16 protein-coding genes, 1 tRNA gene and 1 other RNA gene are annotated in these 20,380 nt (G+C 64.3%); 9 read left to right on the forward strand and 9 right to left on the reverse strand.

What is annotated here, in order from left to right:
* Window positions 1-20: 20 nt before the first annotated feature.
* Both QP971_RS05070 and QP971_RS05075 read right to left on the reverse strand, forming a co-directional pair.
* Complete coding sequence (locus QP971_RS05070) at window positions 21-1,052, reverse strand: aspartate-semialdehyde dehydrogenase (RefSeq protein WP_269953771.1); 1,032 nt, start codon at window positions 1,050-1,052, stop codon at window positions 21-23.
* A gap of 34 nt (window positions 1,053-1,086) precedes the next feature.
* Window positions 1,087-2,352 carry an aspartate kinase gene (locus tag QP971_RS05075; protein ID WP_179387282.1) on the reverse strand — a complete coding sequence of 422 codons (1,266 nt, stop codon included), beginning with the start codon at window positions 2,350-2,352 and terminating at the stop codon, window positions 1,087-1,089.
* Between the two features lie 229 nt (window positions 2,353-2,581).
* Between QP971_RS05075 and QP971_RS05080 the strand changes: the two genes are divergently transcribed.
* Complete coding sequence (locus QP971_RS05080) at window positions 2,582-3,460, forward strand: DMT family transporter (RefSeq protein WP_005323152.1); 879 nt, start codon at window positions 2,582-2,584, stop codon at window positions 3,458-3,460.
* On the opposite strand, the gene QP971_RS05085 is transcribed toward QP971_RS05080, so the two are convergent.
* Window positions 3,457-4,584, reverse strand: a complete 1,128-nt coding sequence (locus tag QP971_RS05085; protein WP_284811012.1) for a mannosyltransferase family protein — start codon at window positions 4,582-4,584, stop codon at window positions 3,457-3,459. The two genes, QP971_RS05080 and QP971_RS05085, sit on opposite strands and share 4 nt — an antisense overlap.
* Window positions 4,585-4,803: 219 nt before the next feature.
* Between QP971_RS05085 and leuA the strand changes: the two genes are divergently transcribed.
* The 7 genes from leuA to QP971_RS05120 all read left to right on the forward strand — a co-directional run bounded on the left by leuA (window position 4,804) and on the right by QP971_RS05120 (window position 14,466).
* Window positions 4,804-6,621: a 2-isopropylmalate synthase gene (gene leuA / locus QP971_RS05090; RefSeq protein ID WP_284811013.1), complete on the forward strand. Its 1,818-nt coding sequence runs from the start codon at window positions 4,804-4,806 to the stop codon at window positions 6,619-6,621.
* A 57-nt stretch (window positions 6,622-6,678) separates the two neighbouring features.
* The gene (locus QP971_RS05095) at window positions 6,679-7,455 is read left to right on the forward strand and encodes a hypothetical protein (protein WP_284811014.1); all 777 of its coding nucleotides are present in this window, start codon (window positions 6,679-6,681) and stop codon (window positions 7,453-7,455) included.
* A 109-nt stretch (window positions 7,456-7,564) separates the two neighbouring features.
* On the forward strand, window positions 7,565-9,751 hold the full coding sequence (locus QP971_RS05100; RefSeq protein ID WP_284811015.1) for a superantigen-like protein SSL4: 2,187 nt from the start codon (window positions 7,565-7,567) through the stop codon (window positions 9,749-9,751).
* A gap of 51 nt (window positions 9,752-9,802) precedes the next feature.
* Window positions 9,803-11,251, forward strand: coding sequence for a DNA polymerase III subunit epsilon (locus QP971_RS05105; RefSeq protein ID WP_284811016.1), 1,449 nt, complete (start codon window positions 9,803-9,805; stop codon window positions 11,249-11,251).
* A 27-nt stretch (window positions 11,252-11,278) separates the two neighbouring features.
* Complete coding sequence (locus QP971_RS05110; RefSeq protein ID WP_284811017.1) at window positions 11,279-12,556, forward strand: Mur ligase family protein; 1,278 nt, start codon at window positions 11,279-11,281, stop codon at window positions 12,554-12,556.
* Window positions 12,549-13,322 carry a type 1 glutamine amidotransferase gene (locus QP971_RS05115; protein ID WP_284811018.1) on the forward strand — a complete coding sequence of 258 codons (774 nt, stop codon included), beginning with the start codon at window positions 12,549-12,551 and terminating at the stop codon, window positions 13,320-13,322. The genes QP971_RS05110 and QP971_RS05115 overlap by 8 nt, the downstream gene beginning before the upstream one ends.
* 109 nt (window positions 13,323-13,431) lie before the next feature.
* Window positions 13,432-14,466, forward strand: coding sequence for an HNH endonuclease signature motif containing protein (locus tag QP971_RS05120; protein WP_284791651.1), 1,035 nt, complete (start codon window positions 13,432-13,434; stop codon window positions 14,464-14,466).
* Between the two features lie 61 nt (window positions 14,467-14,527).
* Here the strand turns inward: QP971_RS05120 and recR are convergent, their stop codons facing one another.
* The 6 genes from recR to ffs all read right to left on the reverse strand — a co-directional run bounded on the left by recR (window position 14,528) and on the right by ffs (window position 20,033).
* Window positions 14,528-15,184 carry a recombination mediator RecR gene (gene recR, locus QP971_RS05125; protein ID WP_005323161.1) on the reverse strand — a complete coding sequence of 219 codons (657 nt, stop codon included), beginning with the start codon at window positions 15,182-15,184 and terminating at the stop codon, window positions 14,528-14,530.
* A 73-nt stretch (window positions 15,185-15,257) separates the two neighbouring features.
* Window positions 15,258-15,626, reverse strand: a complete 369-nt coding sequence (locus tag QP971_RS05130; protein ID WP_005327377.1) for a YbaB/EbfC family nucleoid-associated protein — start codon at window positions 15,624-15,626, stop codon at window positions 15,258-15,260.
* A 62-nt stretch (window positions 15,627-15,688) separates the two neighbouring features.
* A complete protein-coding gene (locus tag QP971_RS05135) occupies window positions 15,689-18,040 on the reverse strand; it encodes a DNA polymerase III subunit gamma and tau (RefSeq protein WP_284811019.1) in 2,352 nt (783 codons plus the stop codon).
* Between the two features lie 18 nt (window positions 18,041-18,058).
* Complete coding sequence (locus tag QP971_RS05140; RefSeq protein WP_284811020.1) at window positions 18,059-18,640, reverse strand: hypothetical protein; 582 nt, start codon at window positions 18,638-18,640, stop codon at window positions 18,059-18,061.
* The gene (locus tag QP971_RS05145; RefSeq protein WP_284811021.1) at window positions 18,603-19,874 is read right to left on the reverse strand and encodes an aspartate aminotransferase type Ic; all 1,272 of its coding nucleotides are present in this window, start codon (window positions 19,872-19,874) and stop codon (window positions 18,603-18,605) included. Before QP971_RS05145 ends, QP971_RS05140 begins: the two co-directional genes overlap by 38 nt.
* A 60-nt stretch (window positions 19,875-19,934) precedes the next feature.
* An RNA gene (gene ffs / locus QP971_RS05150) (signal recognition particle sRNA small type) lies at window positions 19,935-20,033 on the reverse strand.
* A gap of 179 nt (window positions 20,034-20,212) precedes the next feature.
* Here ffs and QP971_RS05155 point away from each other — a divergent pair.
* Window positions 20,213-20,301 (forward strand) — tRNA-Ser (locus QP971_RS05155).
* The last annotated feature ends 79 nt before the right edge of the window (window positions 20,302-20,380 follow it).

Raw genomic sequence — 20,380 nt, forward strand, 5'->3', positions numbered from 1 at the left:
GGCGGCGAAGCGGCGCTTGCTTAAACGAGCAGCTCTGCAATCTGGATGGTGTTGAGAGCAGCGCCCTTGCGCAGGTTATCGCCGGCGACAACGAGCACGAGACCCTTGTTATCGTCCACCGTCTGGTCTTGGCGAATGCGGCCGACCAAGGACTCGTCGATGCCGGTGGCGGCGAGCGGAGTGGGGACGTCGGCAAGCGTAACGCCCGGAGCGCCACCCAAAAGCTCGGTGGCCTGCTCTGGGGTGATGGGCTTATCGAACTCGGCGTGAATGGTCAGGGTGTGGCCGGTGAAGACCGGGATGCGCACGCAGGTGCCCGCCACCTTCAGCTCCGGAATGTCCAGGATCTTGCGGGATTCGTTGCGCAGCTTTTGTTCCTCGTCGGTCTCCAGGGATCCATCATCAACGAGGTTTCCGGCCATCGGCAGGGCGTTATAGGCGATAGGTGCCACGTACGGGCCAAAGTCTTCGTCATTAAGCGCGGAGCCGTCGTGGACCAAGCCCACATTGTGCTCACCGACGGAATAGACCTGCGCGGCCAAAGTCTGCACGCCGGCCAGACCGGAACCAGACACCGCCTGGTAGGAGGACACGTGGAGCTTATTCAGGCCAGCGGCATCGTGGAGGACCTTCAGCACTGGCATGGCAGCCATGGTGGTGCAGTTCGGGTTCGCGATGATGCCCTTCGGGGTATTCTTGGCTGCCTCGGGGTTGACCTCGGAAACGATGAGGGGAACCTCTGGGTCCTTGCGGTAGGCCGAGGAATTATCCACCACGGTCGCACCGGCCGCGGCGAATACCGGCGCCCACTGCTTAGAAGTGGAGCCGCCGGCAGAGAATAAAGCAATATCGACGTCGGCAACGGATTGCTCGGTGACCTCAGCGAGGTCTTCTACGGTAATCTGCTCGCCGCGGAATTCCAGCTCGGTGCCGGCGGAGCGAGACGAGGCAAAAAAGCGCACTTTATCCGCCGGGAAATTGCGTTCTTCCAAGATGGAGCGCATAACGCGGCCGACCTGGCCGGTAGCGCCTACGACTGCAACAGTGGTCATAACTTAAAAATCCTCTGTAGTTGCTTTTGAGTATTTAACGTCCGGTTCCAGCATAAACCGTGGCTTCTTCTTCGCCGCCAAGCTGGAACTTATCGTGCAGCGCACGAGCCGCCTTATCCAGGTCAGCCTCGCGGGTGAGCACGGAGATGCGGATTTCGGAGGTGGAGATGAGCTCCATATTGACATCGACGTCGCGCAGGGCCTCGGTAAACTCGGCGGTCACGCCCGGGTGGGACTTCATGCCGGCGCCGACGAGGGAAACCTTGCCCACCTGGTCGTCGTAAAGCACATTGGCCCAGCCGCCCTCGGACTTCAGCTTGGTCAACAGTTCCATGGCGCGTGGGCCGTCGGCACGCGGGCAGGTGAAGGTGATATCGGTGGTGCCATCCTCCAGGGAGGAGACGTTTTGCAAGACCATGTCAATATTGATCTCAGCATCGGCAATGACACGGAAAACCTTCGCTGCCTCCCCGGGGCGGTCCGGGATTCCAAGGACGGTGACCTTTGCCTCGGACTTATCGGTTGCTACACCAGTTAGCACTGCTTCTTCCACAGGAATATCCTCCATCGATCCGGTCACTAGGGTGCCGGGGTCATTTGAATAAGACGAGCGAACTCGCAAGGGTACATTGAACGCGCGGGCGTACTCCACGCTGCGCAGAACCAAAATCTTGGAACCTACCGCGGCCATCTCCAGCATCTCCTCGAAGGAGAGCTTCTCTAGCTTCTGCGCGTCTGGGACGATGCGCGGGTCTGCGGTATACACGCCATCGACATCGGAATAAATCTCGCACACGTCCGCATTCAGCGCGGCCGCCAGCGCCACCGCGGTGGTATCGGAACCGCCGCGGCCCAGCGTGGTGACATCGCGCGATTCCTTATTAACTCCCTGGAATCCGGCGACGATGCAGATCTTGCCCTCATCCAGCGCTTCGGTCAGGCGGCCTGGGGTAACGTCCACGATGCGGGCATTGCCGTGGCGCTCGGTGGTGAGCACACCGGCCTGGGAGCCGGTAAAGGACTGGGCATGGGCACCCAAGGATTCCACGGCCATAGCCACCAGCGCATTGGAGATGCGCTCGCCCGCGGTCAGGAGCATGTCCATTTCGCGCCGTGGTGGCACGGGGTTGACCTGGGCGGCAAGGTCGAGCAGCTCATCGGTGGTATCGCCCATGGCGGAGCACACCACGACGACGTCGTTGCCCTGCTTCTTGGTGGCCACGATGCGCTCCGCAACGGCGCGAATGCGGTCTGCGGATTCGAGGGATGAGCCGCCATATTTTTGCACGATCAGGGCCACGGTAAGGATGCCGCCTTTCGTCTTTTAAGGCACCTTTGGCGCGCGCGTCCGCACACCGCCAGAAATACCTGTCGGTCATTAGTCAAATACCCATGCTACCCCGCAGGGGTCTAGTCCTCATCATAATTCCTAGACAATGCTTGCTTTTTATTCACACGCCCCGAGCGTAAAGCGCGCCATGCGCCGGCCGCCCCCCATGGAGAAAAACGCGCGCCATACAGCGAAGAATATGCATATAACAGGAATCTTTACTACCGTTGAGCGGGTGTTAAGCAACCTCCTTGCCATCTTTTTCGCGCTCGCATCCGCGCTGACGGTTGCTTGGGGCACGGTCATCCGCCACCGCATTGCCCTCGACGCCGATGATTCGGTCATGCGCGCCGCCATGTCTAACCCCTTGTGGTGGGTTGGCACCGCGGCTGCGATTGGCGCCTATGGCCTGCAGGTTATCGCGCTCGGCTTCGGCACCTTGCTGGTCGTCCAGCCCATCTTGGTGCTGTCCTTGATGTTTACCCTGCCGCTATCGGCGTGGTACTCCGGCCGCAAGATGCCCTTCCACGAGGTTTTCTGGTCCATTGCGCTGACCATCGCGGTGGGCATCATGGTCATCTACGGCCGACCAGTTGCCGGCAATCCCCGCCCAGAATGGAGCGATTGGTGGCCGGCGCTCCTCGTGGGGTTGGCCACCCTCGCAATCCTCGGCGCGGCGGCCGCAAAGCTACCGGATCAGCGCCCCTTGGCATTGGGCACGGCCTGCGGCGTTATTTATGGCTTCGTCGCCCTGCTCTCTAAGGCCGTGGTGGATATTTTCACCCACGAAGGGCTCACCACCCTATTGGCGAGCTGGCAGTTCTACGGCCTCATCGGCCTCGCACTCACGGGCACGGTGGTACAGCAATATTCCTTTAACGCCGGTCCCCTGGCCCATTCCCTGCCGGCCATGACCATCTTTGAGCCCATCGTGGCCTTTGGTTTGGGTTACATGGTTCTGGGAGAGAAATTCCTCATCGATACAGCCGTCGGTTGGGCAATTATGCTCATCGCCCTGACCGTCATGGTGCTATCCACCATCGTGCTCTCCCGCAGCCCGGTGAGCCAGCGCGGCTAGATGGCCCACTCAAAAACGCCAAGCATATAGGCCGAAAACCACGCGCCAAACAGGGCCCAGGCAATAACCGCCACGCTTGCCGAAGCCCCCTTTTTCACCCACGGCAACAACACGATCACTGCCGGCAGGAGCAGCCGGGGCCGCGAGTGCATGATGCCATCAGAAAGCAGCACATTGGCCATGAGGACGGCGGAAAATAACCAGGCCACCAACGGCAGGCGGTGCCACGCTAGCACCAGGCATACCGGAGCAGCGATCATTACGCCGGCACTGAGCAAGTAGCCGCCATTGGTGGCCCCAGTGAGCGTCTCCCACAGCCACACCACCGTGGCTTTGCCGCCATCAAAGCCGGAATTCCAATGTTCCTTCTGGATGCCAAAGTAACCGCCAACATCTTTTAAGTGGCTGCTCGACCACCACAAATAGCCCACCAGCGGCACGATGGAAAACGCCACCGCGGCCCAGGCTCGCCAGTCCTTTCGGGCCCGCAGCAGCACCATAAGCCCAAAGACCGCAACGAGGTCCACCGCGGTAAGGCGCACGAGCCCGGCCACAAAGATATACGCCGCGGCGGCCCACCAGCGCTCGCCCACCAGCGCCACTACCGCCCAGATGGCCAGTGCCCCAAAGAGCGCCTCGGTATACGGCATGGAAAACACGATGGACATCGGCGCGCTGGTTACCACTACAGCACTGAGCACTTGGGCCCACTTGCCCATGCCCATCTGCGCGGCCAAGGCCATCACACCGGCGGCCAGCGCGATGCTAAAGAGCACGTTAAGCGCAATAGCGGTGCCGGCCTCGCCGGTTCCCAGGATGCCGCTTATCGCACGCACGAGGAAAGGAAAGCCCGGAAAGAAGGCCATGGTCGTCTCGTGGACCGGTCCATCCGTAGAGATATCCGCACCGAAGTACCCGCCGCGGGCGATTTCTACGTAGTGCTTGGCGTCCCACTTATTAAGCAGGCCCCAGAGCTTATCGTCCTGCACGGCGGCCACCGCCGCGAGCAGGCCCACGCGCACCGCGGCTCCAATGAGCGCAACGAGCGCGGCAGGCGCCCACAAAGAGCGCAGTAAGGATGGCGAGTTGGATGCGGCATGGCGGGCTGTAGACACGAAAGGCATAGTACCGCACCGCCGCCGCGTCTCATTGAATGAAATCTCTTGCCACATAGTGAGAGAGCCTGTAGTGTGACCGATATGACACAGCGGATTGACCTACTCCTTATCTGCCGCGGCGGGATTTCGGCCTAAGTACTGGCCAGCGCCCCGTCGCGGAGTCCGGCTACCCAAGCCCAGCTGGCCGTCTCCCACAGACACCACAGACAAGGAAACCGCACCACCATGTCCCCCACTGACTCTTTTATCAGCGCCCCTCGCGATATCACCACCCCTAAGGGCCCACGCCGCGAAGGCCAGCCGGCGTGGAATAAGCAGCGCGGCTCGGCCATGCCCCACGAGCGCTACCAGCCCTTCGCCGTCGAGGTGGAAGACATCGACCTGCCGGACCGCACGTGGCCCAGCAAGAAAATCACGCACGCCCCACAGTGGTGCGCGGTGGATCTGCGCGATGGCAACCAAGCGCTGATTGATCCCATGAGCCCAGAGCGCAAGCACCGCATGTTCGACCTGCTGGTCAAGATGGGCTACAAGGAAATCGAGGTCGGCTTCCCGTCCGCCTCCCAAACGGATTTCAACTTCGTCCGCGAAATCATCGAGGGCAATAAAATTCCCGATGACGTCACCATCCAGGTACTAGTCCAAGCCCGCGCACACCTGATCCGCCGCACCTTTGAGGCCTGCGAGGGCGCCAAGAACGTCATCGTGCACTTCTATAACTCCACCTCGAAGCTGCAGCGCCGTGTGGTCTTCCGCAAGGACAAGCCCGCCATTAAGAAGCTGGCTACCGACGCCGCCGCCCTCATCAAATCCATCGCCGCGGACTACCCAGACACCACGTGGCGCTGGGAGTACTCCCCCGAATCCTTCACCGGCACCGAGCTAGACTTCGCCCGCGAAGTCTGCGATGAAGTAGTAGAGATCATGGATCCCTGCCCGGATAACCCAATGATCATCAACCTGCCCTCCACCGTGGAGATGATCTCACCCAATGTCTACGCCGATTCCATCGAATGGATGCACCGCAACCTGGCCCGCCGCGAAGACATCGTGCTCTCCCTGCACCCGCACAATGACCGCGGCGAGGGAATCGCCGCCGCCGAGCTGGGCTTTATGGCCGGCGCGGACCGCATCGAGGGCTGCCTGTTTGGCAACGGCGAGCGCACCGGCAACGTCGATCTCGTCACTTTGGGCCTGAACATGCTCACCCAGGGCGTGGACCCGCAGATCGATTTTTCTGATCTGCCGCAGATTCGCGAAACCGTTGAATACTGCAACCAGCTGCGCGTGCCGGAGCGCCACCCCTATGGCGGCGAGTTGGTCTTTACCGCTTTTTCCGGATCCCACCAAGACGCCATCAACAAGGGCTTGGATGCGCTGGCGGCCACCATCCGCCCCGGCGCGAACAATACCGAGGTCTCGTGGGAAGAACTGCGCGAGACCACCTGGGAGGTTCCCTACCTGCCCATCGATCCCAAAGACTTGGGCCGCGACTACCAGGCGGTCATCCGCGTCAACTCCCAGTCCGGCAAGGGCGGCGTTGCCTACATCATGAAGACCGACCACGGCATCAATATGCCGCGCGCCATGCAAGCAGAATTTTCCACCGTGGTACAAGAAATCACCGACTCCGAGGGCGGCGAGGTCAATTCCAAGAATATGTGGGACATCTTCGCCACAGAATTCCTGGACCGCGAGACCCCGCTGGCCGTGGAGGCCTTCCACATGGACAACTCCCCGGCCGCTGACGGTGACGTCGCCGTGACCGCCACGGTGGCCTTCCGCGGGAAAAAGTCCACCGTCTCCGGCACAGGCAACGGCCCCATCGCGGCGTATGCCAACGCGCTGGAATCCCTAGGCATCGACTTCGAGGTCATGGAATACTCCCAGCAGTCCCGCTCCGCCGGTGACGACGCCGAGGCCGCCTGCTATATCGCTGCCGACGTCAACCAGAACAAGGTCTGGGGAGCAGGCATCGCCGGCTCCACCACGCGGGCTTCCATCAACGCGATTAACTCCGCCGTCAACCGCGCCTTGGCCTAAGCCCAGCCGCCGGTGCTACACACCAGCGCCGCGCCTCGGCGTGGTAGAAGGGTGGGTATGCCTTCTTCTACCTACCTCATTCCGCACCGCGGCTTGGGCGCCGTGCAGGCCCTGCCCATCTATGGTGCGCAGACGAAGGAAAACGAGGAATTCACCGTCACCCTGGCGCCCCGTCAGGACGGTGGCTTGGAGGTGCGCACCGCCTCCCCCATCGGGCACATCACCAGTGCCGACCGCGCCGAGTATCCCGAAATAGATCTACTATTTCGCGCCGGGCTCACCCCTGCAGCCACCGCCGCGCCGCAGCCCGATGGCTCACTGTCACTGCTGCTGCCCCGGCCGGGCCTTTGCCTGCCGGCGAATAATCCGCCAGCGGGCCCGTGGACAATGCTGGGCTATGCCCCGCCCATCAATATCACCGACCTGCCCGCGGATCTGGATATTCCCGCCCAGGCCCGCATGCACGTATTGGTGACGCTTTCACCCAGCACCACCGGTTCCGGCACCGATGCCTACCTGGGCCCGCAGTGGGTGGGGCGGTTGGAAGGGGTGGACATCGCCAAGCAGGGCACAACCCTGGCCCACGCCTACCATGCGCCGCGCAGCACCGGCCGGGTACTCAGTATCTATGCGGGTGCGCCGCTGCCGGATTCAAAGGAAGCCTCGCTTGCCGACGCCACCCCTACCTCCCCCGCCGCCACCGAAACCTTCGAAACCACGAGCTTCCGCGCCGTCAACGTCGATGACTCCGCACCGCGCCGCCAGTGGTGGCCTGCCCTCATTGCCCTGCTGGTAATTGCAGCGCTTATCGCCGTACTCATTTTTATCCTGTAGAAACTTTTGCTCAGGACAACGCCCCTTATTCACCGGCAGGGAAATTGGAAATGGCCCAAGTCAGTGCCTAAAATACAGTGTTACTACTGTCCTGGATAGAAAGGCCCCAATGACTTCGCTGGATTCCGCCAGCTACGTGGTCCCCGACCACGGTTTTGGCGTGATCCATAATCTGCCCGTCGGGGATGTTTCGCCAGAAGTTTTCAGCGAATTGCTCGAGTCCACCGCCGCGGAAGGCGGTTATTTCTCCGCGGAACTCGGTCCCCGCACCGCCCAGGAAGGCTTCGCGGTTCGGATCGATGACTCGCTTGTGGGTCACCTCAGCGCCGCCGACTCCCAGGCCTACGCCCTCTTTGACTGGATTCTCAGCGCCGGCCTGCACCCGCACGCCACCGCCCATGTGAGCATGACGGACGCCTCCGGCGAAGAATGGCCCACGCTCAACCTGTTCCTGCCGGCACCGCACCTGTGCATCCCCGCCAATAACCCGCCGGCGCAGCGCTGGACCATGCTGCCCGGCGAGAGCGCCGCCACATTAACGGAATTTTCCAAGGACGTCACCGGCTTTCCGCAAACCGACGAGCACTATCTCGTCTCTTTGCACACCCGCGGTTTCCTGCGTCGAAATACCGTTGATGTCTATGTCAATAGCACCTTCTTAGGCTCCCTCCCGCGAGACGCCGCCCGCGAGATTGCCCCCGCCGTGCTCGACTGCACCAAATCCGGCCGCCTGGCCATTGCCCACGGCTACTTCCACTACAACGCCGATGACCGCCCCGCGCTGACCATCTACGCGCACAACGCCGCCAATAAGCACCACGTCGGCCTAGTTTTGGGCGTTGTCGCCGGTGGCGCCGCCATCATGTCCGCGGCCACCGCAGCCCGCGCACAGGCCGCACCCGCTGTTCCCGGCAGCACTACTGCCGGCGCCACTACCGCCGGCGCTTCCGCAACCAGCGGTTTCAGCGTCACCTCTGCTGCCGGTGCTGCTGGTGCTTCCGGTGCTGTGACCTCGAACCTGCTGGCCGCAGCCGGCGTCGCCGTGCTCGTTGGTGGCGGTGCCACCGTGGCCACCAACCTGCTGAGCGACGACGAAGCCCTTTCGGACACCAACGCGCCTTCCACCGCTCCTGCTCCGGAAGGCAACTATTCTTACTACTTCGACGGCAATGGTCCCAAGCGCCCCGCGCACCCCGCCACGCCGCGCATCCACGATGCCAACCCCACCAGCGGTACCTCGACTCAGCCCCCGCTTGCCGACGCCCCCTCCTCTCCAACACCGCACCACCACACCTACCCTTCGCAGACCACGAAAAAGCCCAGCGCGCCGCACTCTCCTCACGCTGACCGTGCCCAGACCCACGCCCCTGCCTCCGACAACCGACGTGGCCACCACGGCGAGGATTCCCAGGCAATTTCCCGTGCCGCCTCCGCCGCGGCTGCTGCCGCCATGGCCGCAGCCAATGACGTCGCCTCTGCCCCGGCACCGGCACCGGCACCGTCTCGGACCACGCCTGCCTCGACGCCATCCTCCAGCTCTGCACTCGCACCCCAGGTAGCAGCCAAGGCACCGACCGCAACCTCCTCGTCCTCCCAGTCTGCAGAGCCTTCCCAGACCACGGAGTCCACAAAGAGCACGACATCTGCGGAGCCGTCCTCTGCGGCATCCTCGTCTGCCGAGCCGTCCGACCTGCCGACCTCAAGCACGTCTACCTCGGAAAAGACAACTTCCGAGAAAACGACGGCTGAAACCACCACCGCAGCCTCGACGGAAAAGCAGACCACAGAGCCTTCCAGCTCCGCCACCAGTTCTGCCACGAGCGAGCCAACGTCTGAGCCGACCCAGGCTGCAGACCCGTCTACGCCTACCTCTGCGTCCTCTACGTCCACTTCGGCACAGCCCGAGCCCGAATCTTCAAAGCCTGCGTCCTCGGAACCACAGTCCTCGGAGTCGACCGCGCCGACGACGACGTCTCCGTTGCTGACCTCGGCGTCCGAGCCTGAGCCGGCGCCGGAAACCACGATCCCAGGTTCCGAGCTCGAGCCAACGCCAGAACCGGAGATTACTGCTCCTACGACGACGATCCCTGGCTCAGAAATCGACCCCACCCCCGAACCAGAGATCACCGTAGAGCTCGAACCGGCACTGCCTAGGACGTACCGCAGCGCACCGGATGGACCGGAGAAACCGGCAGAGCCAGCAGAGCCCGCAGAGCCGGAGGAACCCGGGCGACCTGAGGAGCCCGAGGAACCAACGACCCCGCCGAAGGTCATCGTCATCGTCGCCGAAAATTAAGCGGCGCGCCCTGTCCCCCTGCACGAAATGCGGGATACTACACTGAGTTTAATGAACAACACACCTGGCCCCTCCCCGCAGCACACGCCGGCGTCGGCCCCAGCGCCGTCGCCCGCGACGGTGGCTTCGCGCCACGCGGCCAGGTCCACAACGCCCAAACCGGGCGCAGAACAGCGACGCACTCGGCCGCGCCGCGCGGTGCGGCCGTCCGGTGAACCAGACGCCGCAAAGCCCAAGCCAAAACCGAAGCCGAAGCCGCACCCACCTGCCCGTCACGAGCGGCCTGCCACGCCGGAAGCGGCTAACAAGAAGCCGCAGCAGCCGCAGCAGGCCGACTCATCCACCGATGCAGCCGACTACCCCTACGTAGCGCTCACCCTGCAGACCACCGGCATCCATCCCTCCACCGGGCGCATCGTGACTATCGACGCCATTGCTTTCAACGACGCCGGCGAACAAGGCCAGCTCTTCCACGCCGTCCTCAAGCCCGATATCGACGCCGGCCCGCGCCACCTCCACGGGCTGAGCACCACCGATATTGAGCAGGCACCGGCTTTTGGCAAGATCCTTAAATCGCTGGACAAGCTTATCGTCGGCCGCACGCTCATCGTCCACGATCTCCCCTATACCTGGGGCTTTCTCGTCGCCGAGGCCCGCCGCGCCATGATGGCCGCCGCGCGCCAAAACCGTGCGCGCAACCGTGGCCGCAACAAGGGCCGCCGACGCCGCCAAAAGGTCGGACACGTCCCCACGCCTGTCCGCATTATCGATACCTTGGCCACCGCCTATGCGCAGCAGGTGCGGGCAAATGATGTGCGGCTGGGGGGCGTCGCCAAGCAGAGCGGCCTAGATGCCACGCCGCAGGCCTCGGTGGAGCGAGCCGCCCGCCCCGAGACGGAAACTTCGCGCGAGGACACCGAGCTGCTTATCGCGCTCTACCGCAAGCAAGAAGGCGGCACGGTGCGCAGCTATGCGCCCGAAGACGTGCGCGCCGATCGCTTCGGCCTGCAACGCTCCCACGTGCGCGTCGACGCCGCCGAGGCCCCCGTCCAGCACCACAACCCCGGCAAATACGAACCGGGCAAGGAGCTGCGCCGCGGCATGGAAATCGTGGTCGCACCGGAAATCCTCGAGGACCCAGACACCATCATCGCCGCGCTCATGCGCGAAGAGCTCAATTATTCCGAGAAGCTTACCCGCGAGTCCTCGCTGGTGGTCTGCAATGTCACCACGGACTTGGTGGGCAAACCCATGCACGCCCACCGCAAAGGCATCCCGCTGATGTCGGACGCCGCCTTTCTTGATGCTCTCACGCGCATCGAAGACGCCGAGCCCGAACCCGAATCCACTAAGCCAGCGCCGCGGGCCCACCGCTCGTCTCAGAACAACAAAAAGGGCGGTGGCAAGAACCATAAGCGTCGCCGGCGCCGCGGCGGCCGCGGCGGTCGTGGCAGAGGCCGCCGAAATTCTGGCGGCTCGGCGGGGAAAAAGAACGACTAAGCCGCCCGCCCGACTACCCTAGGGGACATGAGTTTTAGAGTCCCGGGTGCGTTAAAGAAGTTACGCACCACCACCGCCACCACCGCCGCGAAGCTGGCCACCACCGCTTCCCGCGCCACCGGCCGTGGCGCCGGCGGAATGATCGGTGGTCTAATCGCCAATGCCATTGACCCTTCCATCATGACCAACCTGGGCGGTGGGCGCCCAGCTGTGCTGGTTACCGGCACCAACGGCAAGTCCACCACCACCCGCATGCTGGCCGCCGCGGTTCGCGCCGAGCACACCGTAGCCACCAACGACGGCGGCGATAACATGGACGCCGGCATCATCTCCGCGCTCATGGCCGGCAAAGACGCCTCCCACCTCGTGCTCGAGGTGGACGAGCTCCACGTGCCCCACGTGGCCGATAGCCTCAACCCGCAGGTTCTGGTTCTGCTTAATCTCACCCGCGACCAGCTGGACCGCGTGGGCGAAATCAACAAGATTGAGCGCGCGCTGCGCGGCGCCGTGGAGGCTCACCCGGACATGCTCGTCATCGCCAACTGCGACGACGTGCTCATGACCTCCGTAGCCTATGACGCCAAGAATGTCATTTGGGTCTCGGCCGGAGCCGGCTGGCTCGGCGATTCCGTCACCTGCCCGCGCACCGGCGGGCACGTCGTGCGCACCGAGGATGACTGGTATGCCGTTAAGCCGCTTGCCGACGGCCGCGAATTCCGCCGGCCGCAGCCTACCTGGGGCGTCGATAAGCATGGCATTATCACCCCCACCGCCAAGCGCCCGCTGAACTTGGCACTGCCCGGCCGCGCCAATCGTGGCAACGCCGCCCAGGCCATCGCCGCGGCCGTAGCCGGCTTCGGTGTTGACCTAGATAAGGCCATTGCGGCCGCCGAGAGCATCGATGACGTTGCCGGCCGCTACTCCACTATCCACTGGAAGGGCCGCGAGATTCGCCTGCTGCTGGCTAAGAACCCGGCCGGCTGGCAAGAAGCCCTGTCCATGGTGGACCGCAGCGCCGATGGCCTGGTCATCGCCACCAATGGCCAGGTGGCCGATGGCATCGACATGTCCTGGCTCTGGGACGTGAAATTCGAAGGCTTCAATGGCTTAAGCGTCAAGGCCGCCGGCGAGCGCGGCACCGACCTGGCCGTGCGCCTGGTTTACGCCGATATTTCCCACGAGCTCATCCCGGATCCGATGGATGCGCTCGCCGCCTGCCCGGAGGGCCGCATCGAGGTCCTCGCCAACTACACCGCCTTCCGCGATTTGAAGAAGGCGCTTTCCAAGGAGGCCACCAATGCTTAATATCGGCCTAGTGCTTCCCGACGTCCTCGGTACCTACGGCGACGACGGCAACGCCCTCGTCCTGCGCCAGCGCGCCCGCATGCGCGGCTTCAAGGCGGAGATTCACCCCATCCGCTTGGGCGAGCCCGTGCCCGAGACGCTGGATATCTACACCCTCGGCGGCGGCGAAGATACCGCGCAGATCCTGGCCGCAGACCACCTGATTTCCGATGGCGGCCTTACCCGCGCCGCTAACGCCGGCCGCCCCGTCTTTGCCATTTGCGCGGGCCTGCAAGTCCTCGGCGAATCCTTCCGCGCCTCCGGCCGCATTATCGACGGCGTCGGGCTGCTCGACGCCACCACGGCCGGCATGCAGGACCGCGCCATCGGCGAGGTGGCCTCCGAGCCCACCCGCGCCGGAGTCACCGCGGACCTCACCGAACCGCTGACCGGCTTTGAAAACCACCTAGGTGCCACCATCCTCGGCCCCTCTGCGCAGCCGCTCGGCACGCTCACCCGCGGCAATGGCAATGCCGACCAGGCCGCCACCGCCGATCTCAGCGACGGCTCCGCCCAGCGCACCTACGAAGGCGCCGTCCAAGGCAGCGTCATCGCCACCTATATGCACGGCCCGGCGCTGGCCCGAAACCCGCAGCTGGCCGATCTCCTCCTCTCCCAAGCGATGGGCGTGGCCCTCGCGGATCTGGAGCCGCTTGAGATTCCGGCCGTCGACCGCCTGCGCGTCGAACGTTTCAACGCCTCTGAGCCCCCGCGCTCCCAAAGATAGGCCAAAACCTGTGGATAACTTCGCCCAGCAGCCCCAGAACCCCCGAGTTATCCACAGGCTCGGCCGCCTGCCCTTGTAGCCGCCTGCCCCCGCCCATAGGCTGCGGGGCATGACGTTATTGGAGCAGCTGGGCGACATCGCTAAGCGCGGCGTGGACCTTCTCGAAGAAGCCCATGCCGCCTCCAGCCTGCCCCTGCCCGCGGATCAAGCGCGCACCCTGCGCCGCACCGCCGCGGCCTTCCTCTCCCCCACCAGCCACTCGCGCTACCAATCCCGCGCCCTAGCCGCCGCGCGCCGCAACCAACACAGCCTGGAGACCCTCGCGCTCATCGCCCGCCGCTCGCGCGGCATTTCTGACCCCACCAAGCGCTGGCAATTTCGCGAGAAGCTATGCGCCACCGCCGGAACCACCGCGCAGGTCTCGCGCGCGGCGACTCGGCTGTTGCGCGAAATCAACCCGCCGCCCGAGCGCGAAGACGGCGGCCGCCGCATCATGCACGGCGAGAAAACCACCCTGAGTTTCACCGGCCCCGCCGCGCAGATGGCCGATATTTGGGCCGCCGCCAAATCCGACCCGCTGGCTTGGCTCACCGGTTCCCGCGCCGCCGCGCCCGCGACCGTAACCACCAATGTCATCATCGAGCTGCCGGATTACCTGAAGATCTTGGCCGGCGACGGCGACGACGTCCGCCTCGCTCTCACCAACGGCGCGACCATCACCGGCACCGAACTCGTCCGCCGTACCCTTGCCGGCGCCGGCCTTTTCACGCTCATCCACCCCGAGCGCGGCCCCGTCAACCTTTACCGCACCCGGCAGGCCTCCGCGAAGCAGCGTCGCATGCTCGAGGCTGAAGGCGCCCGCTGCGCCTGGCCCGCTTGCCGACGCCCCGCCTCCGAATGCCAAGCCCACCACCTCATCGAATACTCCCGCGGCGGCCTCACCCACCCCGAAAACATGGCCTTGCTCTGCCCGTATCACAACTCCATCAACGGGCTGCCGGGTCGCGGACGGATGGCGCGCGTCAACGGCCGAATCGCCTGGCTCCCGCCCACCAGCGCGGATGACGGGAAGGCCAGCAGAGCACACGGACCGCCGGTGTTCACCGGCCGCGCACGAAACGGTCCCACGGCTGCCGTGCCCTAGCCCGCGCTCACCCGCGCACGCCCGGGCACGCACGCGTGCCACTGGCTGGGGCGCCAACGTGCTAAATGGTCAGGCGGCCAGAGAGCGCGCGGGACAAGGTGAGCTCGTCCACGAACTCCAAATCGCCTCCGAGCGGCATGCCGGAGGCCAATCTGGTGATCTTCAAATCAGGGAAGTCACGCAGCAACCGCACCAAGTATGCGGCGGTGGCCTCGCCCTCGGTATTGGGGTCGGTGGCGAGGATGACTTCGTGGATGGTGGGGGTGGCGTCGTAAAGCGGGGCTTCAGGGGTGGAATCCGCCAGCTCGCGGTCCGGCAGCACGCCACCCAGGCGCTGCAGCAGCGTGGAAATATTCAAATCGCGCGGGCCTACATTCGCCAGCGGGTCCAGCGCGCCACCCAAGACGTGGTAGCGGCCCTCATACTCGCCGGTGCGCTCGATGACCTGGATATCCTTCGGCTCCTCGACCACGCATATGGTCGAGGCGTCGCGCTGCGAGTTAATGCAGATGCGGCAGACATCCTCGCGGGAAATATTGCAGCAGATGCGGCAAAAGGTCACGCCATCGCGCACCGCGCCCAGCGCGTTTTGTAGTCGCTCGATGTCCTCGGGCTCCATGTGCAAAACGTGAAACGCGATGCGCTGCGCCGACTTCGGGCCGATGCCCGGCAGGCGCGAAAACTCGTCGATGAGGTCTTGCAGAGGTCCTTCAAACATCAATTACTCCCAAAATCAGCTAAAAGGCCGCAGCCCCAACGCGGGGCAACGGCCTTTTATCGTATCGCGCGGGCTACTGGTTGCCGCCGAAGACATCCTCAAAAGACGGGCCGCCCTGGCCGCCCATGCCTTGGGACAGCGGGCCAATCTTCTCCTGTGCCAGGCGGCCGGCCGCAGCGTGCGCTTCCTTGAACGCGCCCATGACCAGGTCCTGCAGGGTATCGACGTCCTCCGGGTCCACGACGGACTTATCGATCTGCAGGTCCACGAGCTCGGCGCCGCCGGTCATGGTCACCTTAACCAGGCCGTTGCCTGCCTGGCCCTCGACGTTGGTGGCGAGGATTTCTTCCTGCGCCTTCTGCAGATCCGCCTGCACCTGCGCGGCCTGCGCGATGAGGTCGTTCATGTCATTTGCCTGCTGCATTGGGTCTTGGTCAGCCATGTCGTTTCCTTTCTAAATCAACTGTAAATTTCGCTACCGCCCGAGTGTACCGTGCTTGCCAGTTAGGCACGCCGCGCGCCCAGCTCGCGCTCCAGCAGCTCCATAGCTACCTCGGTAGCGCTGCGATGATCCATCTCGCCGGTCGACTGCGCGGCCTCCATCATGTCGCGTTCTTCGTCGTCGCGGGTGTAGGCCGGCGGTTCCTCCGGCGGAGCGGCAAAGTCCGGCTCAGGCTCGGGCGGCAGCGGCACGCCATTGCTGAACTGCGATTCATCGCGTTGCTTGGCAGCCTGCGTCGCCCGTGCGATGCGCGAGCGCCACCCGGGCGCGCTTTCCGTTTTACTCTCCGCCTCCTGGTCGTCGGCAGGCTCGCGCGCCGGCTGATTGGGGGTCCACGCTTCCTTGCGCTGCGGCGGCCGCGGCGCATCGAAACCGGCGGTCTTCGGGTCGGTACCCACCACGCAGTTGACGGCCACATCGCGCTGGAACTCCTCCTTGAGCACCTCCACGATGACGGCATTATTGGCGGGCGCATTGATGCGCTCGGCCAGCGCGCCGGTGGTATGTCCCAGCGTCAGGGTGCCATCGCGGAAGCCAAGCACGCGGGCTTCGGCCAGCATGATTTCGGCCACCTTATTCCGCTTGCCGACGCTCCCCCTCAACGCCACCCATTTCTCCCTCACGGCCTCTGCGAAGTCGCCGTCCGGTTCCTCCGCCGCCTGCGTTTGCGGGGCAGGTTCCGGTGCGGGCTGCGCCGCGGCTTCCGGCGCTGTTTCCTCCGCGCGGGCCGGCACGGGCTTCTCCAGTGGCTCGCGATGCTTCTCCTGAGCCGGCGCTGAGTGCGGTGCCTCGCTCTGCGCCGACTGCGCCGATTGTTGCTCGGGCACCTTTGCCTGCGGGATTTGCCGCTCACGCTGCCACGGGTCCCCAGCCTCTTGCTGCTGCGGTTGCGGCTCTTGGCCCTGCGGCCTCTGCGTGCTTTGCGCCTCGGCGGCCGGCTGCTCGGATTGCGCCTGCGGCTGCGCATCCGGTTGCGATTCCGGTTGGGACGGGGCCTGCGGCTGGGCGGTCGGTGCAGAGGTTGGAGCAGGAGAAGGGGCAGAAGCCTGCTGCTCCTGGGACTTGGCGCGGCGGCGAGCGATGATGGCAGCAGCGGCGGACTGGGGGTCTTGGGCACCGGCGACGGCAGAGTTGGCCGCGGGAGCACCGCCCGGGGTCGCAGGGCCAGCCGGCGCGGGCGAGACAGCGGCAGCGTTGGCAGCAGGGGCGGGGGCGGGAGCGGGAGCCGCTGCGGATGCAGGCGCGGCAGCAACCGGACCGGTGGACCCGATAAGCAGATGCGCGCACATGATTTCTAGCAGCAGGCGCGGTGAAGTCGCACCAGTCAGGTCGCTGATGCGGTCGTTGACCGTGGAGGCCAGGTAAGTCAGCTGCGGTCCGGAAAAACGCTGCGCTTGGGCGGTGAGCACGGAAGCGCGGTCGGTGGGCGCGGAGACGAGGCCGGCGTCGATGGCGCCGGGGACCGCCTGCAGAATCATCAAATCGCGCAAACGGTCAAGCAAATCGACGGCGAAGCGGCGCGGGTCGTGGCCGGCCTCGATGACGTGGTCGACCATCGCGAAGAGGCCGGGTTTGTCTTGGTTGGCGAGGGTTTCGATGGCGTCGTCAAGCAGCGAGACATCGGTGACACCCAAAAGCGGCCGGGCAAGGTCATAGGTCAGGCCATCGGGCCCGGCGCCGGCCAGCAGCTGGTCCAGCAGAGACAAAGTATCGCGCGGGGAACCGCCGCCCGCCTCAATGACCATGGGGTACACGGCGTCTTCGACATGCACGCCTTCGGCCGCAACGGTGCGCTGCAGCAGGCCCTTCATGGCCGGCGGGGTCAGCAGGCGGAAGGGATAGTGGTGGGTACGCGAGCGAATGGTGCCGATGATTTTCTCCGGCTCCGTGGTCGCGAAGATGAAAATGACGTGCTCGGGCGGCTCCTCCACCACCTTGAGCAGCGCGTTCGCACCGGAGGGCGAGATCATATGCGCCTCGTCAATGATGAAGATGCGGTAGCGCGATTCGGCCGGCGCGTAGTAGGCGCGGTCGCGCAGCTCGCGCATGTCCTCCACGCCGTTGTGCGAGGCGGCGTCGAGCTCCGTCACGTCCAGGTTGCCGGGGCCGCCGGGGGCGAGGGAGACGCAGGAATCGCATTTGCCGCACGGCGTCGAGGTCGGCCCGTGCTCGCAGTTGAGCGAGCGGGCCATAATCCGCGCCGAGGAGGTCTTGCCGCAGCCGCGCGGGCCGGAAAAGAGGTAGGCGTGGTTGATGCGCCCTGCGTCAAGGGCTGCGGATAGCGGCGTGGTGACCTGCTCTTGGCCCACGACCTCCGCGAACGTTGCTGGACGATATTTCCGGTATAAAGCCACGGTTAGCCAGTTTACCGGCTAACCCTCGCGCGACCAGTCCAGCAGGTCAATGCCCTGCTCGGCCACCGCTCCTTGCAGCTTGCCGACGCCCTCTTCTACCCCAAACGCATATTCCGAATCCGTCAGCATGAGCAGCTGCAAGATGAGGGTCAGGCGGCCCTCCTCGCGAAACTGCGGGGTCTGCCCGCCCCACAGGTACGGGGCGATGAACAGGCCGTGGTGCACGGTGATATCTGGGACGTCGAGGATGGACGGCAGCATCACGCCCGGCTGCGCCGGCAGCAGGCCGCCGGCCTTTTCGAAGGTGTCAGCCGCAGCGTTGATGGCGGCGGCCACCTCGGGCTGTCCGGTGCGCGCCACCGTCAACAGCTCACAGCGCACATCGGTGCCGTCGTCCTGGCTCTGCAGGCCGGTGTCGGTGGCGTTGAAGGTGGTGGTGAGGGCGAGCGATTGGGCGTCGGCAAGCGAGGCAAGGCCTAGCCGGCGCTCATCGACGTAGCGGAACTCCAGCGGAGCCGGGATAATCTCGCTCAGCCACAGGGCAGACTCGTCGGCGTTGATATTAGGCCCCCAGCTTCTCCACGGCGGCAAGCAGCACACAGGTAGCGACGCCGTCCATCGCCGCCTCGACCTCTTCCTGCGGCGGCAGGGTTGGGGCGAGGCGAATATTGCGGTCATTGTCGTCCTGGCCATACGGGAAGGCGGATCCGGCCTGGGTGAGCAGGATGCCGGCATCGCGCGCGAGCTCCCAGACGCGGTTAGCGGTGCCGTCGACGACGTCGAGGGAGATGAAGTAGCCGCCCTTCGGGGTGGTCCACTGCGCCACCTCGTACTCGCCGAGGCGCTTGTCCAAGATGCGCAGCACGGCATCGAACTTGGGCTTAATCAGCGCGGCGTGGCGGCGCATTACCGCGCGCACACCCTCGGCAGAGCCAAAGAACTCGTGGTGCGCCAGCTGGTTGATCTTATTCGGGCCGATGCCGCGGATGCCGGCGTGCTCCAGGTACCACTCGAGGTTATCCTCCGAGGTGCCGAAGAAACCCACGCCTGCGCCCGCGAAGGTGATCTTCGAGGTGGAAGACATGGCCCAGAAGCGGTTCGGGTTGCCTTCTTCCGCGGCGATATCCAGAATCGGCAGGATTTCCGGGAATTCTTCCGTCAAGGTATGCACTGCGTAGGCGTTATCCCACACGATGCGGAAATCCGGCGCGCCGGCCTGCATGCGGGCGAGACGGCGGGCCTTGTCTTCAGAAATCACGGCGCCGGTGGGGTTAGCGAACATCGGCACTACCCACATGCCCTTGACCGCCGGATCCGCCACCAGCTTTTCGACGGCCTCTACATCCGGCCCATCCTCCTCCATCGGCACCGTGACCAGCTCGAAGCCGAATTGCTCCGTGATGGCAAAGTGGCGGTCGTAGCCCGGCACTGGGCAGATCCACTTGAGTTTTTCTTCCTTGCTCCACGGCTGTGCGGAATCATTGGTGCCGAAGAGGAATGCCCAAGAAATCAGGTCAAACATGATGTTCAGCGAGGAGGAGTCTGCAGCTACGAGCAGCTCGGGGTCCATGTTGGTCAGCTTGCCCCAGATGTCGCGCAGTTCCTTGATGCCCTTTTGGTTGCCGTAGTTACGCAGGTCGTTTCCGGCCGCATCGGTGTAATTGCCCAAGCCGGGCAGAGCAAGGAGATCATTGGAGAGGTCTAGCTGCGCCTTCGCTGGCTTGCCGCGGGTCAGGTCCAATTTCAGGCCCTTAGCCTTAAGGTCCTCGTAGTCCTTACGGACCTGGGCGGCGAGCTCCGCGAGTTCGGACGATTCCAAAGTAAGAAGCGACATGCGTATGTCTACCTTCCATGTATAGGGCGACTTTTAGCCCCCAATAGTAACGCACGCCATACAAAAAGGGGACCCCGCGCACCCGCCAGAGCCTCCTGACCCTTGCTGCATTCCTGCCCTGGGGGAGTTCAGAGGATGGACGCCACGCGGAATCCTGCCCCATACTTTAACGCCCGAGCGCCGGTTTAGCCAAATGGGACTCCGCCCGCACGGGTCACCACCGCCCACAGGTGCGCGACCCAAGGACCATCCGATACTAAACGGCTTTAGATCGCCGAAAATATCCCCTGACCTGGCGATTGGTAAAATAATTGCCACGGCTGCTAATGTTTCTTCTCGGAGGATTCGACTAGCGGCCTATGTCACACGCCTGGAACGCGTGCGGGGTTCACGCCCCTCGTGGGTTCAAATCCCACATCCTCCGCCAGATGTCATGAGTCGCGACATGTTTGACAGATGAGTCGCGGCATCGTTGACAAACCGGCATCTCAGTTGCTTTTTGTTCT

The organism is Corynebacterium marquesiae (genome assembly GCF_030229635.1).
Classification (GTDB): Bacteria; Actinomycetota; Actinomycetes; order Mycobacteriales; family Mycobacteriaceae; genus Corynebacterium; species Corynebacterium marquesiae.

Bases quoted from the DNA above. Each gene is read 5' to 3' on its own strand.
- QP971_RS05085 (WP_284811012.1), bottom strand. From the start codon at position 4,584: ATGCCTTTCGTGTCTACAGCCCGCCATGCCGCATCCAACTCGCCATCC.
- QP971_RS05145 (WP_284811021.1), bottom strand. From the start codon at position 19,874: ATGTCGCTTCTTACTTTGGAATCGTCCGAACTCGCGGAGCTCGCCGCC.
- QP971_RS05115 (WP_284811018.1), top strand. From the start codon at position 12,549: ATGCTTAATATCGGCCTAGTGCTTCCCGACGTCCTCGGTACCTACGGC.
- QP971_RS05105 (WP_284811016.1), top strand. From the start codon at position 9,803: ATGAACAACACACCTGGCCCCTCCCCGCAGCACACGCCGGCGTCGGCC.
- recR (WP_005323161.1), bottom strand. From the start codon at position 15,184: ATGTTTGAAGGACCTCTGCAAGACCTCATCGACGAGTTTTCGCGCCTG.
- leuA (WP_284811013.1), top strand. From the start codon at position 4,804: ATGTCCCCCACTGACTCTTTTATCAGCGCCCCTCGCGATATCACCACC.
- QP971_RS05095 (WP_284811014.1), top strand. From the start codon at position 6,679: ATGCCTTCTTCTACCTACCTCATTCCGCACCGCGGCTTGGGCGCCGTG.
- QP971_RS05080 (WP_005323152.1), top strand. From the start codon at position 2,582: ATGCATATAACAGGAATCTTTACTACCGTTGAGCGGGTGTTAAGCAAC.
- QP971_RS05130 (WP_005327377.1), bottom strand. From the start codon at position 15,626: ATGGCTGACCAAGACCCAATGCAGCAGGCAAATGACATGAACGACCTC.
- QP971_RS05120 (WP_284791651.1), top strand. From the start codon at position 13,432: ATGACGTTATTGGAGCAGCTGGGCGACATCGCTAAGCGCGGCGTGGAC.
- QP971_RS05100 (WP_284811015.1), top strand. From the start codon at position 7,565: ATGACTTCGCTGGATTCCGCCAGCTACGTGGTCCCCGACCACGGTTTT.
- QP971_RS05110 (WP_284811017.1), top strand. From the start codon at position 11,279: ATGAGTTTTAGAGTCCCGGGTGCGTTAAAGAAGTTACGCACCACCACC.
- QP971_RS05070 (WP_269953771.1), bottom strand. From the start codon at position 1,052: ATGACCACTGTTGCAGTCGTAGGCGCTACCGGCCAGGTCGGCCGCGTT.